Source organism: Ensifer adhaerens (genome assembly GCF_000697965.2).
In the GTDB taxonomy this organism is placed as follows: Bacteria; Pseudomonadota; Alphaproteobacteria; order Rhizobiales; family Rhizobiaceae; genus Ensifer; species Ensifer adhaerens.
Window position 1 is genome coordinate 2,779,445 of record NZ_CP015880.1, and the last position, 15,556, is coordinate 2,795,000.

Genomic DNA, 15,556 nt, shown 5'->3' on the forward strand with positions numbered 1-15,556 from the left:
TCCTTCAGCGGGACTTTTCGCGCAGCGACACGGCGACCGCAGCGAGGATGATGAGACCGCGAACGATCATCTGGTCGGATACGGAAAGGCCCATCAGGATCAGGCCATTGTTGAGCATGCCCATCATCAGCGAGCCGACGAGCGCGCCGATGATCGTGCCCTTGCCGCCGTTGAGCAGCGTGCCGCCGACGATGACGGCGGCGATCACCGTCATCAGGTCGGTCTCGCCAAGCGTGTATTTCGCCGCCTGCAGGCGACCGGCGTAAAGCAGGCCCGCAAGGCCGGCGAGACCGCCGCTGATCATCAGAACGGCCAGCCGAATGCGTGGCACGCTGATGCCGGAGACGCTCGCTGCCCGGCTGTTGTCGCCGGTCGCCAGCACATGGGCGCCGAAGCGGGTTTCGCGGTAGATGACATGGCCGCAGACGACGGCAACGAGGGTCCACCAGATCAGCGAAGGCACGCCGAGGAACGAGCCGGAGCCGAAAAAGCCGGTAAAGGTGCTGTCGGTCACCGGGATCGAGCGCAGGTTCGTCATCGAGCGGGAGACGCCGGCAAAAAGCCCGAGCGTCGCCAGCGTCACCAGGAAGGACGGCAGTTTGACATAGGCGACCAGTGCGCCGTTCAGGAGCCCGATCAGCACGCCGGCGCCGATACCGGCGACGACGCCAGCCACCAGGCCGTATTCGTTGATCGTCACCGCCGCCGCCAGTGCCGAGACGGCAACTGTCGAGCCGATCGACAGATCGATCTCACCGGCCGACATGACGAAGACGAGGCCGATCGCCATGATCGTCACCGGTGCTGTCTGCAGCATGATGTTCGACAGGTTGCGAACCGTCAGAAACCCGCTGTCGCGAAGCACGATGGCGAAGAACAGAAAGATCGCCAGGAAGCCGAGATAGACGACGTATTGCTGCAGGTTGAGGCGACTGACGAGGCTCGCCGGCTGGCCGCTCGCGCTGGAATGGGCACTGGACATTATTCTTCCTCCGAAGGCAGGGGGAAAGCTCCCCCTGCACTACGGCGCCGCGGGTCTGGTCAGACGCGCAAAGGTCGCCGCAGCACTAGAAAAGCTGCATGTTTTACTCATGCAGCGGGCATCATTTCATCACTTCATCGCATCCGCGATCGTCGCGGGCACATCCTTGTTCAGAGACTTCTTCCAGCCGTCGGCGACCGACGCCTTGGTCACGGCAAGCGAGTCGACCACCAGGAAAGGCTCGGCCTTCTTGCCGACCAGCGACCCTGCCGCGGCGCGCGCTGCGGTGACACCGATATTGTACGCTTCGTCGGCGACCAGAGCTGCGATGTTGCCGCCCTTGACCATGTCGAGTGCTGCCGGTTCGTTGAGGTCGAGCGTCACGATCTTGGTGTGGCTGTTGCCGGCGCCGCGCAGCGTCGAAAGCACGCTCAGTGCCGGCTCCGCCCAGGTCACATAGATCCCGTCGAGATCCGGGTTCTGGGTGATCATCCCTTGCGCGATTTCCTCGCTGCGGGCCGGATCGGCCATGCCGGCCTCGGCAACGATCTTCATGTCGGGATAGTCCTGCTCGATCGTCGACTTGAAGGCGCCATCGCGCTGGTTGGTCACGTAGAAGTCGGCGTCATGATAGATATAACCGAGCTTGCCCTTGCCGCCGAGCGCATCCGCCATGGCAACGGCCGCCTTGTTGCCCATCTGGAAAAGGTCGTCCGAGACGATCGTCACATAGTCCTTGCCGTGTTCGTAACCGGCCGGCGAATTGTCGACGAAGGCGAGCTTCACACCGGCGGTGCGTGCCGGATCGTAAACCACGGCGGCGCTTGCCGGGTCGACCGGCAGCGACAGGATGATCGAGGGCTTCTTGGCAAGCACCGTCTCGACATCCGCCTTCTGGCGGGCTGCATCAAAGCCGGCATCGGTCTGTGCGACCACCTCGACGCCGAGGCGCTTGAACTCGTCCTGGGCACCGCTGTTGACCGCGTTGGTGTATTCGCTCATCTCGTGCCAGACGAGCGCTGCGGTAAACTTGCCGTCCTTGATCTGCTGTTCCTGCTCCGCCGTCAGCGTCAGGCTGCCCGCCGGCGTCGGCGTCTCGCCATGCGGACCCGTGGTCTTGCCGTCAGCGGCAAAACCGGATGTCGCGGCAAAGACCGTTGCCAGCAACGCGAAGTGTTTCACTGACCTGTGCATATCTGCCTCCCTTTTAGGAATGACGCCGCCGGAAGCGTCCTCTCTCCCGGCGGCCATCTGATTACTTGGCCGCGTCGAGCACCGACTGCGGCGCATCGCGGTTGAGCGACTGCTTCCAGCCGTCCGCGACGTTTTCCTTGGTGACGGTCAAAGCCGGGGCAACGACGAAGGCCGGCGTCTGCTGTCCGAGAAGCGACTTCAGGCCGGTCGCAGCCATGGCGCGTCCAAGCTCATAGGCCTTGTCGGCAACAAGCGCGGTGACGTTGCCGCCCTTGACCATGTCGAGCGCGACCGGTTCGGCAAGATCGAGCGTGACGATCTTGGTCTTCGTATTGCCGCTCGAGCGCAGGGCAGAGAGCACGCCGTCGGCAGGCTCGGCCCAGGTCACGTAGATACCGTCGAGATCAGGGTTCTGCAGCAGCATGGCGCTTGCCAGCTCCTCGGCACGTGCCGGGTCTGAGATGCCCTGCTCGGCAACGATCTTGATATCCGGATAGTCCTTCTCGATCGTCGACTTGAAGGCCTGGTCGCGCTGGTTCGTCACATAGTAGCTGGCATCGTGGAAGATGTAGCCAACCTTGCCCTTGCCGCCGATCGCCTTGGCCAGCGCATCCGCCGCCTGCTTGCCCATCTGGAAGAGATCGTCGGTAACGATCGAGGCATAGTCCGTGCCCTGCTTATAGCCGCTCGGCAGGTTGGAGAGGAACACGAGCTTGCTGCCATCGGTCACTGCCTGGCGGAATGCTTCGGCCGAGGTCACCGGATCGAGCGGCAGCGCCAGGATGACGTTCGGCTTGGCGGCAAGCGCGGTTTCGATATCGCTGCGCTGGCGGGCAGCGTCGAAGCCGGCATCCGTCGTCACCGCGATCTCGACGCCGGCGCGGGCAAACTCATCCTTGGCACCGGCCGAAACGGCGTTGGTGAAGTCGGACGAGGTATGCCACAGCAGCGCCGCCTTGTAGCCCTTGCCCTTGAGCGCGCCGATATCGGCATCGGTCAGGGCGACATCGGCGCTCGGCGTCGCGCTCTCGCCGGACGGACCGACCGTCTGGGCAGAGGCGGCGTTTGCGGCAAGCACGAAACCGCTGACGAGTGCGGCAGCCATCAATTTCTTCAGAAGCATTGTCGTTCTCCCTCTTGTTTGGCAGTTCAGTCCATGACGCCGCAGTAGCGCGCCATGAAGGCGGCAAATCCGACGATCCCGGCGAGGTATTCCTCCACCTCGACCCGTTCCTCGTAGGTATGGCAATTGCGGATGTCGCCGGGCGCGCAATAGACGGCAGGCACACCCAAGCGGTTGACGAAGAATGGCGATTCCGACCAGAAGGGCGCGCCTTCGATGACGCCGCGCCCAGCCATGGCTTCGGCCATGGCGGCTGATAGCGCACCGACTTCGCCCGCCGTTTCGTCGATTTCAGCCGCCGTGCCGCCAAGCGCATGGTCGCGGCCGGCCGGATAGGAAAACTCGACCGTGATTTCCGGATCGGTGATCGCCGAGCGCACCGCAGCCTCGATCTCGGCCGCCGCCGTGTCCAGCGATTCCCCTGGCAACAGTTTGCGGATCAGCGACAGTGTGCAACGCTCGGGCACGGCGATGTAGCCGCCGCCGGCAAGGCCGGTGATCAGCAGGAAACTGCGACCGATCAGCTTGTGCTCGGCCCGCGCGGCGATCTCGTCGGAGTGTTTCCAGAGAGCCGACATCGCCGCATGGCTGGCGCGCAATGCATCCTTGCCGAGTTCGGGTACGCCGAAATAGGCGGACTTGCCTGTAATCGTGATGTCGGCGATGAAAAATCCGATCTGCGCCGGATAAACCGAAAGCCGTGTCGGCTCGACATAGACGACGAAGTCCGGACGGACGATGTCACCGGTCTCGATGCGTTCGACCAGATCCTTGATACCGGCGGAGACACCGGTCCCCGGCTGACCGCTTTCCTCGTCGCCGACGAAGGCAAAGGCCACGTCCCCGGCCAACGCAACGCCGGACTTGTCGAGCAGCGACAGCGCCGCCAGCGACGCGCAGATGCCTGCCTTCAGATCGCCCGAGCCGCGCCCCCAGACCGCGCCGTCGATGATCGGTGCAGCGAAGGGATCCTCGCGCTCGGTACCGGCCCAATGCTCGCGCCAGCCGTCAACATGCACCGTATCCGTATGGCCAATGAACAGCAGGCGTGGCCCCTTGCCGCGCCCCTTGCGCTCCGCCCAGACGTTCGGCCGACCCGGCAGGAACTCCGCCGTTTTCAAGCCTTCCAGGCCAAGGCGCTGCATCGTTTCGGCCAGAAAGGCGACGAAATTCGCCTCGTTGCCGGTAATGCTCTCACGCCCGATGGCGCCACGAAAAAGATCAATCGCCGTCTCGCGATCAAGCACCGCTCGCAAGCGCTCGACCAAGCCGTCATTCATCGTCATCACATCGCCTCCCGAAGCGCGTTGACGTTTGCCCGCGGCAGCGAAATCCGGCCATCGGGCGCATCGACCCCGAACAGGGTGTTGTGCAACTGACCGAGCCCGATCGCCGCCGCCCCGATGATCGCGGCGCGCGCGCCGAGTTCACCGGTCTCCACATTGACCGGATAGGGGAAGCACTGCGGCAGGAACGCTTTTACCCGCTCAAGCATTTCCGGCCGGAGCCCGATGGATCCGCCCAGGATGACCTTCTGCGGGTTGGCGATCGCGGCAATCGCGGCAACGCCGGCTGCCAGATACCGCGCAGTGTCATCCAGCACCGTCAGCGCTGCCGCATCGCCCGCTTCTGCCTTGGCAAAGATGGTGGGCACGGCAACGGTCTTGCCCGAAAGCGCCGCGTAACGTTCCGCCATGCCATGCGAGGCAACCGCGCGCTCGAAGGCGCCGGTGCGCAGCGATTCCGCCTCGAACGGGTCGGCGCCGAGCGGCAGGAAACCCATTTCGCCGGCCGCATTGCTGACGCCGCGCACCAGATGGCCGCCGACCATCAGGCCGCTGCCGACGCCGGTGCCCAGCGCCACATAGGCGAGGTTGTCGATCCCCTGCCCCTGGCCCAGCCAGTTTTCGCCAAGGACGGCAAGATTGACGTCGTTTTCGAGCATGGCTCCAAAACCGAGCACCTCTTCGAAGGCGCCGACGACATCCATCGTGTCGAAACCGGCAATGTTCGGCGCAAGCAACACACGGCCGGTCTCGCTGCAGGGCGCGCCGGGAACGCCGACCACCGCAAGCCGGATCTTCTCGCGAGCGATCTTCTGTCGGTCTGCCGCATCAAAGGCCATGGCAGCGATCTGCTCTACGACGAAGCGGCCGCCCCGCGGATCGGTCGGCGCCGTGTCTTCGGCAAAGATCTGGCAGGCGAGATCGGTGATCGCCACGCGCACCTTCGTGCCACCGAGGTCGACGGCGATGATGAAGGCGGCATCGCACACCAGTTCGTAGGTGACGGCAGTGCGCCCGACATGGCCGCTGGTGCGCCCCGTCTCCTGCACCCAACCCTCTTCTTCGAGGCCGCGGACGATCTCCGAAATGGTCTGCTTGGAAAGGCCGGTCTGCTTCGAGATCGACGCACGCGAAATCGGACCGCCCTGGACGATCGCCTCCATGACGGAGCGCTGGGAGAACTTCCGGGAGATGCGCAAGCTGTCGTTCACGGGGACCTCTTTTAATTCGTTCTGTTACCGAACTTATTAATATCACGCATCGCTGTCAATCTTACCCGATGGGATTATCTTTCGTGGCCAACGCCGCGATCACTGGAAAACAGGTAGATCGCAATGACGCATTCGGATGCGTCGCCATTTGCGATATGCTAGATGAAATCAGATTGGCGCTGAGAGGCGCTTTTTCTCACGAAATCAGTGGCATGACCGTCTCGACAGCTCTCGTTCCGCGAACCGCAAAATGCTCGGCTCTGGTCGTGCAGTTTGATGAGAATGTCGTAGACAGGCTCTGGTCGGGGCGGATCAGGCCCTAAAATCCGGCATCCAATCCAACTAGGGTCGCAATCAATGGCAGAGTTTCCGCAAAAGGCGAAAGTCGTAATCATCGGGCTGGGTGGCATCGTCGGTGCTTCGATCGCACACCACCTGATCGAGCGCGGCTGGGACGATATCGTCGGCATCGACAAGTCGGGCGTACCGACCGATATCGGCTCGACCGCACACGCCTCGGACTTCTGCTACACCACCAGCCACGACTATCTCTCGGTCTGGACGACGCAGTATTCGATCGATTTCTTCGAGAAAATGGGCCACTACGCCCGCATCGGCGGCCTGGAAGTGGCGCGCACCGGCGACGATGTCTGGATGGAAGAGATCAAGCGCAAGCTGTCCTCCGCCAAGGCCTTCGGCACCCGCGCCCACTATGTCTCGCCGGCTGAAATCAAGAAGATGTTCCCGCTGATCGAAGAAGATCAGGTCATGGGCGGCATGTTCGACCCGGATGCCGGCCTCGTCATCCCGCGCTCGCAGACGGTTGCCGGCAAGCTCGTCGACGCCGCGGAAAAGTCCGGCAAGCTGCAGGTCTTCGGCAACACGCCGGCAAAGTCGCTGATCGTCGAGAACGGCCGCATCAAGGGCGTCGTCACCCATCGCGGCACGATCATGGCGGACCACGTCATCGTCTGCGCCGGCATCTGGGGCCGCCTGATCGCTGAAATGGTTGGCGAGGACCTGCCGGTCATGCCGGTCGACCATCCGCTCACCTTCTTCGGCCCGTACAACGAATTCGAAGGCACCGGCAAGGAGATCGGCTTCCCGCTTTTGCGTGACCAGGGCAACTCGGCCTACATGCGCGACACCGGCGACCCGAAGACCACCGAGGGCGGCCAGATCGAGTGGGGCTATTACGAGACCACCAATCCGCGCCTCTGCCATCCACGCAACATTCTTGAAAAGCACGAGGCGCGCCTGTCGCCTTCGCAGCGCGACCTGGAGATGGAACAGATCATCGAGCCGCTCGAGCGCGCCATGGAACTGACGCCGATCCTCGGCGAACTCGGCTACAACGAGAGCCATTCCTTCAACGGCCTGCTGCAGGTCTCGGCCGCCGGCGGCCCCTCCTGCGGCGAGAGCCAAAAGGTGCGCGGCTTGTGGTACTGCGTCGCCATCTGGGTGAAGGACGGCCCCGGTTATGGCAAGCTGATCGCCGACTGGATGACAGACGGCCGCACCGAGATCGACCACGCCTCGATCGACTATTCCCGCTTCTATCCGCACCAGCTGGAAGAAAAGTTCATCGAGGGCCGCTGCTTCGAGGCGGCGCAGAAGATCTATTACCCCGCCGTGCACACCCGCGAACCCTACGCCACCGGCCGCAACGTCAAGCGCTCGCCCTTCTACGAGCGCGAAAAGGAACTCGGCGGCTATTTCATGGAACTCGGCGGCTGGGAGCGCGCCCACGGCTACGCTGCCAACGAGCACCTTCTGGAGAAGTATGGCGACCGCGTGCCGGTACGTGAAAACGAGTGGGACAGCCGCCATTTCTGGCGCGTCTCCAACGCCGAGCATCTGGCGATGAGCGAGGACTGCGGCATCGTCAACCTCTCGCACTTCCATATGATCGACATCGAAGGCCCTGATCATGTCGAGCTGCTCGAATGGCTGTGCGCCGCCAAGGTCGGCGGCGACGGCAATATCGGCAAGGGCATCTACACCCACTTCCTCGACGACGAGGGCATGGTACGGGCCGACTTCACCGTCTTCCGCATGGCCGACCGCTGCCGCCTGGTGAACGGCGCCGACGCCGGCCCGCGGGACTTCCAGTACATGCGCCGCGTCGCCGAAGATCGCGGCCTTGACGTCACCATCACCGACGTCTCGGAGAAGTTCATCACCATCGGCATCTGGGGCCCCAATGCCCGTGAGACGCTGAAGAAGGTGGTTGCCGATCCCTCGGGCCTCGACATCGAGAACTTCGCCTTCGCCGCGATCAAGCCGATCGAGATCGCCGGCAAAAAGGTCACCGCCTTCCGCATCTCCTATGTCGGCGAGCAGGGCTGGGAACTGCACATGAAGTACGAGGACGGCCTCGCCGTCTGGGACGCGCTGCGCTCGACCGGCGTCATGGCCTTCGGCGTCGAAACCTATGCGAACTCGCGCCGCATGGAAAAGAGCCTGCGCCTGCAGAACGCCGACCTGCTTACCCAGTACAACCTCATCGAAGCCGACCTTGCCCGCCCGAAGGTCAAGGACGTGGACTTCCGCGGCAAGGCCAAGCATCTCGAATACAAGGCGCGCGAACATCAACCGGCCATGCTCTGCACGCTCGTCATGACGGAGAATACCGACAAGAACGGCGTGAAGCGCTATCCGGTCGGAACCCTGCCGGTGATGGATCCTGAAACCGGCAAGGTGCTGGTCGATGAACTGGGCCGCCGTTCCTACACCACCTCGATCGCCTTCGGCCCGACGATCGGCAAGAACATCGCGCTTGCCTATCTGCCGTGGTCCCATTGCCAGGTCGGCCGCAAACTCAACGTCGAATACTTCGCCGAGACCTATCCGGTCGAGGTTGTCGGCGTCGGCTATAAGCCGCTCTACGATCCGGAAAACCTGAAGCCGCGCAGCTAAGCCATCCGCATCAGCCCCCAAAACAGAAAGGCCCGCTCGGATCCGAGCGGGCCTTTCCAATGGTCTGCAGACCTAACGAGGTCACGGCAGCACGTGTCCTGCTGCCGTGAAGAGACGATACCAGTCCTCGCGCGACAGCGTAATGTCGGCGCCGGGCGCGATATCGGCCAATCGCTCGGGACTTGTCGTTCCAAGCACCACCTGAATGTTGGCCGGATGGCGGGCGATCCAGGCATAGGCGATCGCGGAAGCCGATACCCCGTACTGGCCCGCGAGTTCGTCCAGCAACCGGTTGAGTTCCGGAAAGTTCTTCTCGTCGCCGACGAACACGCCGCCGAAGAAACCCTGCTGGAACGGTGACCAGGCCTGCAATGTCATGCGGTTGATGCGCGAATAGACGACCACTTCCCCATCGCGATCGATCGATTGCTCGAGACCTGCCATATTGGCGGCGATTCCGAAGGCGACCGAAGGCGCATGCGCAATGCTGAGCTGGATCTGGTTGGCGACGAGCGGTTGGCGGACGGCGGTCTTCAGAAGATCGATCTGCCGCGGGGTGTGGTTCGAGACGCCGAAATGCCGGACCTTGCCAGCCGCCTGCAATTTGTCGAAGGCGTCCGCCACCTCCTCCGGTTCCACCAGCGCATCCGGGCGATGCAGCAAGAGAAGATCGAGATAGTCAGTCTTCAGCGCCGCCAGCGATCTATCGACCGACTGCAGAATATGATCTTTGGAGAAATCGAAATAGCCGCGACGGATACCGCACTTGCTCTGGATGACGATCTGTTCGCGCTCAGTCGGCTTCAGCCGCAACGCATCGCCGAAACGGCGCTCGCAGGCATGCAGTTCGCCGCCATAGATATCGGCATGGTCGAAGACGTTGATGCCGACGTCCCGTGCCTTCCCATAGAGCCGGCTTATGGCGTCGTCGCTGAGATCGGCAATCCGCATCAGGCCGAGAACGGCAGAGGAAACGGAAAGGTCGGTTGGTCCCAGATTGAATCTTTTCATCGGCTCGCACCATCAACATCGTTTCGAGGGAGGATTTTCGCGCAGGGACGGAGTCGTCGGCCTTGCGAAATCTTTGATCCTCAATTTCTAAGCAGCCTGAGGGCGCTTGGCAAACGCCTTTGGGGCAAACCGTGGAACGATGTGGCTTGCTGTGCCCAAGCGGAAAGGCCCGAGCATCGACCGTCTCCAGCAGGTGCAGGCGTTCGGAGCGGACGTCAAACGCCCGCCCCGTGCGTGGACCGGTCAGGCAGCGGACCGATAGCGCTCGGCCGGCAACGACTGTGCAAAATTCGGCAGCATTGCCTGCCGTGCCGCATCGAGGGTGTTCCACTGGCCGGCATCGGGAAGCGGCGGGATGGTTACCAACTCGCGTCGATCGTAGCCGGTCAGCGCCGCATCGACGAGATCGCCGACCTCCATCACACCGGAGAGCGTCTCAACATCGACGCCGGCATGATCCCAGATCTCGGTGCGCGTCGCTGCGGGCAGCACCGCCTGAACGTAGACGCCCTTGGTGGCGAGTTCGACATTCAAGCCTTGAGAAAGGAACAGCACGAAGGCCTTGGTCGCGCCGTAGACGGTTGCGCCCATCTCCGGTGCAAGCCCGACGACCGACGCGATGTTGATGATCGCCCCCTCGCCTCTCTCCGCAAACCCCGGAGCTGCCGCATGCGCGAGCCTGGTGACTGCCGTTACGTTGAGCGCGATCAGCTTCGAGATGTCCTCGCTCTGCTGCTGAAGAAAGCCTCGGGGGATAGACGTCCCGGCATTGTTGACCAGCACGCCGATGCTCCGGTCTTCGCGCAGCCGCTGCTCGACCTTGGCGAGGTCCTGCTCGTCGGTCAGGTCCGCCGGCACCACATCCACCGCCACGCCGGTTTCGTTCTTGAGGCGCTCAGCGAGCGCGTCGAGCCGCGCCGCATTGCGCGCGACCAGAACGAGATCATGACCGCGACGGGCAAATCGCTCCGCATAGACGGCGCCAATGCCGGTCGAGGCACCCGTTACAAGGACTACTGGCTTCCTGCTCATCGATTGGGCTCCTTCAGTTTATTCATGATCACCATCATGTATTTGGATATATGATGATTATCATGTATATTGTCAATCGAAATTTCAGGAGACGATGATGCGCGTGAGCCGGAAGCAGGTCGAAGAGAACAAGAAGACAATTCTGGAGGCGGCGGGACAGCTGTTCCGGGAGCGCGGCTTCGAATCCGTCACCGTTACTGATGTCATGAAGGCGGCAGGCCTCACCCATGGCGGCTTCTACGGCTACTTCAAGTCGAAGGAGGATCTGATCGCGCAGACATTGGCCGGTCTGCAGGGAGAAACCGAGCCGCTAACGGTGGATCTTGCATCCGTCGCCCGACGTTATCTTTCGCCGGAGCATCGGGACGATTTCGGCCACGGCTGCCCGCTTGCAGCCCTTGCGTCGGAGGTGAGCCGCCAGCCCGGTTCCGCACGGTCGGAGATGACGGACGTCCTCAAGCGCCAGTTCGCCCGGTTCGGCAAGATCGCGCCGGGCACGGATGATCATGAGAAGCGTCGCGCGGCAATCGGCAGTTCTGCGGCCATGATCGGCGCGCTTATCCTGGCGCGGATGACCGACGATCCCGACCTGTCGACGGAAATCCTCGATGAGACGCGGGTGTGGCTTTCCGACCGCGATCACGGAAAGCTGAGAAGCCAAGGTCCTTCCGACGGCAAGAGCGACGCCGGAAGCTGAACCATGTCGCGGAAAAATGCGCAGCGGTTTGCGATCACGGCGCGCGGCAATTCAAGATATTGGAGCGCAAGCGGCAGAGCGGAACGGCGCTACGTGCTTGGCATATCCTCAACGCATCGAATTCGTTCGCAGATCACTGCGCCGGAACGATACCAAGGCGAGACACGGGAATCGTTGATGCGGGGCGTGAAGCGCCCAAAGGCAAACCGTTAAAGCGCGTCTCGGGTCGAGCTCGGAGCAACCTGTCCAACGATCCGCCCATCGCGTCTTATCCCGTCACGGGCGGCGATCCCTTATCGCACCGTCACCGGGCCTCCGGCCAGCCGAATTTCTTCGTCCAATAGCCGTTCCAGTCACTCACCGACTGCTGCGTTCGCCGGTAAATCCGCTCGGCTTCCTCCTCCGCCTTCAGAGCCGCCGCGAGCGCCGCATCGTCCTTCGCATTGGCGCGCGCCTTTTGTGCGATGTCGAGACCGATACGCGCTTCGTTCTGGGCATCCGCCAGGAACTGACCGGAGCTATGGCCTTCGGCATCGGCAACATAATGCAACTGGTCGCCGGCGGCTTTCAGCTTATAACCGAGCACGATCTCGGTTTCGGCAAAACGGCTGCGATTGCCGCGCACCGTCGCAGTCAGCGCATTGGCGATGGCCTCTTCGTGTCTGAGACCGGGATTGTTGAGCAGTTCAGCCTCGACCCGGCCGGCGAAAATCTCACCCTGCTCGTTGAGGATTTCCTTCAGCACTGCCTTCACATTGGGGTCGCTGGATTTGAAACGGTCGGAGTTCAGCAATTCCAGTGCCGTGCCGACGAAAGCGTCGGCTCTTGCCTTCAGCTCCAGCATGCTGTTGTTGATTGCACCCTGCGCCTGCGTCGCTGCTCTGCCAGGCTCCGCTGAAACGCCGTTCGCAGCCGTGAGGATGCTGTTCGCGCTGTCGGCAGAACCGGCTTTCTCCTCGGCCTCGGCCGTTGTCCGCCTGAGGATTTCCAAGGCAACGTTGCTCGTCGGCGATATGGTGGTCACGCGTGGGTCTCCGCGGCAAAGGCGGCGCTCCTGCACCTGCCTGCCGAATGGGCGCGCACGGCCTCATGCCATCGCGAGAATCAAGAATGAAAGCAACTATCGATTGTATGTCTTAATAAACGGGTAACGCCGGTCATAGAAGCAGACGACGCCGCCACCGCCGCCGCCCCTCTCAACCCGATGAGGGTCGCCCCTGTGTGCGCCGTTCAAACGTCAAAAAGCCCGCTTGGATTTCTCCATGCGGGCTTTTTTTGATTTGGTTGCGGGGGCAGGATTTGAACCTGCGGCCTTCAGGTTATGAGCCTGACGAGCTACCGGGCTGCTCCACCCCGCGTCCAGCGCAAATCCCTGTGGGATTTGGCGCGGTAGCGTAAACCGCTTGGCGGTTTATGCTTTTTCCGGTCCGGGTTTTGCGAAGCAAAATCCCGTTGTGTGTTTCGATTTTACCTACGCAAAAAGGCCGCTTGGTGGCGGCCCTTGCGTTTCGGCTTGGCCGAGTTTTGTGTCGAGAAGATTTCCGGATTTTATCTTGCGCTTTGCAGACCTGGCAGCGACCTACTCTCCCGCGTCTTAAGACGAAGTACCATCGGCGCTGGGGCGTTTCACGGCCGTGTTCGGAATGGGAACGGGTGCAGCCACCCCGCCAGAACCACCAGGTCGGCAAAGCGCAAGATTTGCGTCTAGCGGACGCAAACCGGATTGAGAAGCTGGTGAGTTGGTCGAGCCAACTCGTTTTGTTTTGAACACGTCGCTCATCTGAAGATGAGCATGAGCAATGGGAACGATCAAGCCAATCGAACGATTAGTACTGGTAAGCTTCATGCGTTGCCGCACTTCCACACCCAGCCTATCAACGTGGTCGTCTTCCACGGTTCTCAAGGGAATACTCGTTTTCAGGTTGGTTTCCCGCTTAGATGCCTTCAGCGGTTATCCATTCCATATATAGCTACCCTGCTATGCCCTTGGCAGGACAACAGGTCCACCAGAGATATGTCCATCCCGGTCCTCTCGTACTAGGGACAGATCCTGTCAATATTCCTACACCCACGGCAGATAGGGACCGAACTGTCTCACGACGTTCTGAACCCAGCTCACGTACCGCTTTAATTGGCGAACAGCCAAACCCTTGGGACCTGCTCCAGCCCCAGGATGCGATGAGCCGACATCGAGGTGCCAAACAACCCCGTCGATATGGACTCTTGGGGGTCATCAGCCTGTTATCCCCGGCGTACCTTTTATCCGTTGAGCGATGGCCCTTCCACGCGGGACCACCGGATCACTATGACCGACTTTCGTCTCTGCTCGACTTGTCAGTCTCGCAGTCAGGCGGGCTTATGCCATTGCACTCGACGACCGATTTCCGACCGGTCTGAGCCCACCATCGCGCGCCTCCGTTACTCTTTCGGAGGCGACCGCCCCAGTCAAACTACCCACCATACACTGTCCCGGATCCGGATAACGGACCGCGGTTAGACATCCATGACGATAAGGGTGGTATTTCAAGGATGGCTCCACAAGAACTGGCGTCCCTGCTTCAAAGCCTACCACCTATCCTACACATGCCGACACGAATGCCAGTGTAAAGCTATAGTAAAGGTGCACGGGGTCTTTCCGTCTGACCGCAGGAACCCCGCATCTTCACGGGGAATTCAATTTCACTGAGTCTATGCTGGAGACAGCGGGGAAGTCGTTACGCCATTCGTGCAGGTCGGAACTTACCCGACAAGGAATTTCGCTACCTTAGGACCGTTATAGTTACGGCCGCCGTTTACTGGGGCTTCGATTCAGAGCTTGCACCCCTCCTCTTAACCTTCCAGCACCGGGCAGGCGTCAGACCCTATACGTCGTCTTGCGACTTCGCAGAGCCCTGTGTTTTTGATAAACAGTCGCTACCCCCTGGTCTGTGCCACCCCAACAGACTTGCGTCCCTTGGGGTCACGCTTCTTCCGAAGTTACGCGTGCAATTTGCCGAGTTCCTTCAGCATAGTTCTCTCAAGCGCCTTGGTATACTCTACCTGACCACCTGTGTCGGTTTCGGGTACGGTCTATACGGTGGAGCTATTTCCTGGAACCGCGTCCCCGCCCACACAATCCAATAAGTGTGAACAAGTTAAGCGATCCGTCACTACCACCAGGCCCACGAATATTAACGTGGTTCCCATCGACTACGCGTGTCCGCCTCGTCTTAGGGGCCGGCTAACCCTGCTCAGATTAACTTTAAGCAGGAACCCTTGGTCTTTCGGCGAGAGGGTCTCTCACCCTCTTTATCGTTACTCATGTCAACATTCGCACTTCCGATACCTCCAGGACCCCTCACGGGTATCCCTTCACAGGCTTACGGAACGCTCCGCTACCACACGTCTTGCGACGTATCCTCAGCTTCGGTGCATGGCTTTAGCCCCGTTACATTTTCGGCGCAAAGACCCTTATTTAGACCAGTGAGCTGTTACGCTTTCTTTAAATGATGGCTGCTTCTAAGCCAACATCCTGGTTGTTTTGGGATCCTCACATCCTTTCCCACTTAGCCATGACTTGGGGACCTTAGCTGGAGGTCAGGGTTGTTGCCCTTTTCACGACGGACGTTAGCACCCGCCGTGTGTCTGCCGACTAGTACTCCTCGGTATTCGGAGTTTGGTTAGGATCAGTAAGACGGTGAGTCCCCATAGCCCATCCAGTGCTCTACCCCCGAGGGTATTCGGTCGACGCACTACCTAAATAGTTTTCGCGGAGAACCAGCTATTTCCGAGTTTGATTGGCCTTTCACCCCTAACCACAAGTCATCCCAATCTATTGCAACAGATGCGGGTTCGGTCCTCCAGTTGGTGTTACCCAACCTTCAACCTGCTCATGGCTAGATCACTCGGTTTCGGGTCTAATGCGACGAACTGAACGCCCTGTTCAGACTCGCTTTCGCTGCGCCTTCACCTATCGGCTTAAGCTTGCTCGTCACACTAAGTCGTTGACCCATTATACAAAAGGTACGCTGTCACCCTTGCGGGCTCCAACTGTTTGTAGGCATCCGGTTTCAGGTTCTATTTCACTCCCCTTGTCGGGGTGCTTTTCACCTTTCCCTCACG

At 61.1% G+C, this 15,556-nt stretch carries 10 protein-coding genes, 1 tRNA gene and 2 rRNA genes (1 of these 13 only partly in view); 2 read left to right on the forward strand and 11 right to left on the reverse strand.

Annotation, left to right across the window (positions count from 1 at the left end; all coding sequences use genetic code 11):
- Positions 1-4: 4 nt before the first annotated feature.
- From FA04_RS13490 to FA04_RS13510, 5 genes are all read right to left on the reverse strand, one after another.
- Positions 5-982: an ABC transporter permease gene (locus tag FA04_RS13490; protein ID WP_034798931.1), complete on the reverse strand. Its 978-nt coding sequence runs from the start codon at positions 980-982 to the stop codon at positions 5-7.
- A 129-nt stretch (positions 983-1,111) separates the two neighbouring features.
- Entirely contained in the window at positions 1,112-2,176 is a 1,065-nt protein-coding gene (locus tag FA04_RS13495; protein WP_034798934.1) for a substrate-binding domain-containing protein, read from the reverse strand.
- Positions 2,177-2,237: 61 nt separating this feature from the next.
- Positions 2,238-3,299, reverse strand: coding sequence for a substrate-binding domain-containing protein (locus tag FA04_RS13500; protein ID WP_034798936.1), 1,062 nt, complete (start codon positions 3,297-3,299; stop codon positions 2,238-2,240).
- A 26-nt stretch (positions 3,300-3,325) separates the two neighbouring features.
- On the reverse strand, positions 3,326-4,585 hold the full coding sequence (locus FA04_RS13505) for a M20 family metallopeptidase (RefSeq protein WP_034798938.1): 1,260 nt from the start codon (positions 4,583-4,585) through the stop codon (positions 3,326-3,328).
- Positions 4,585-5,796, reverse strand: a complete 1,212-nt coding sequence (locus tag FA04_RS13510) for an ROK family transcriptional regulator (protein ID WP_034798940.1) — start codon at positions 5,794-5,796, stop codon at positions 4,585-4,587. The genes FA04_RS13505 and FA04_RS13510 overlap by 1 nt, the downstream gene beginning before the upstream one ends.
- A gap of 357 nt (positions 5,797-6,153) precedes the next feature.
- Here FA04_RS13510 and FA04_RS13520 point away from each other — a divergent pair, with 357 nt between their 5' ends.
- A complete protein-coding gene (locus tag FA04_RS13520; RefSeq protein ID WP_034798942.1) occupies positions 6,154-8,715 on the forward strand; it encodes a GcvT family protein in 2,562 nt (853 codons plus the stop codon).
- 81 nt (positions 8,716-8,796) lie between these two features.
- Here FA04_RS13520 and FA04_RS13525 read toward each other — a convergent pair whose 3' ends face one another.
- Both FA04_RS13525 and FA04_RS13530 read right to left on the reverse strand, forming a co-directional pair.
- Positions 8,797-9,726 carry an aldo/keto reductase gene (locus tag FA04_RS13525; RefSeq protein ID WP_034798945.1) on the reverse strand — a complete coding sequence of 310 codons (930 nt, stop codon included), beginning with the start codon at positions 9,724-9,726 and terminating at the stop codon, positions 8,797-8,799.
- A gap of 243 nt (positions 9,727-9,969) precedes the next feature.
- Positions 9,970-10,758 carry an SDR family NAD(P)-dependent oxidoreductase gene (locus tag FA04_RS13530; protein WP_034798947.1) on the reverse strand — a complete coding sequence of 263 codons (789 nt, stop codon included), beginning with the start codon at positions 10,756-10,758 and terminating at the stop codon, positions 9,970-9,972.
- Positions 10,759-10,855: 97 nt separating this feature from the next.
- On the opposite strand from FA04_RS13530, the gene FA04_RS13535 reads away from it, so the two are divergent.
- The gene (locus tag FA04_RS13535; RefSeq protein ID WP_051659468.1) at positions 10,856-11,455 is read left to right on the forward strand and encodes a TetR/AcrR family transcriptional regulator; all 600 of its coding nucleotides are present in this window, start codon (positions 10,856-10,858) and stop codon (positions 11,453-11,455) included.
- A 304-nt stretch (positions 11,456-11,759) separates the two neighbouring features.
- Here the strand turns inward: FA04_RS13535 and FA04_RS13540 are convergent, their stop codons facing one another.
- The 4 genes from FA04_RS13540 to FA04_RS13555 form a co-directional block, all read right to left on the reverse strand.
- Positions 11,760-12,479: a hypothetical protein gene (locus FA04_RS13540; protein ID WP_034798949.1), complete on the reverse strand. Its 720-nt coding sequence runs from the start codon at positions 12,477-12,479 to the stop codon at positions 11,760-11,762.
- A gap of 257 nt (positions 12,480-12,736) precedes the next feature.
- A tRNA-Met gene (locus FA04_RS13545) sits at positions 12,737-12,813 on the reverse strand.
- A 208-nt stretch (positions 12,814-13,021) separates the two neighbouring features.
- Positions 13,022-13,136: ribosomal RNA gene (gene rrf, locus FA04_RS13550) — 5S ribosomal RNA — on the reverse strand.
- Between the two features lie 124 nt (positions 13,137-13,260).
- A 23S ribosomal RNA gene (locus FA04_RS13555) occupies positions 13,261-15,556 on the reverse strand (it continues 500 nt past the right edge of the window).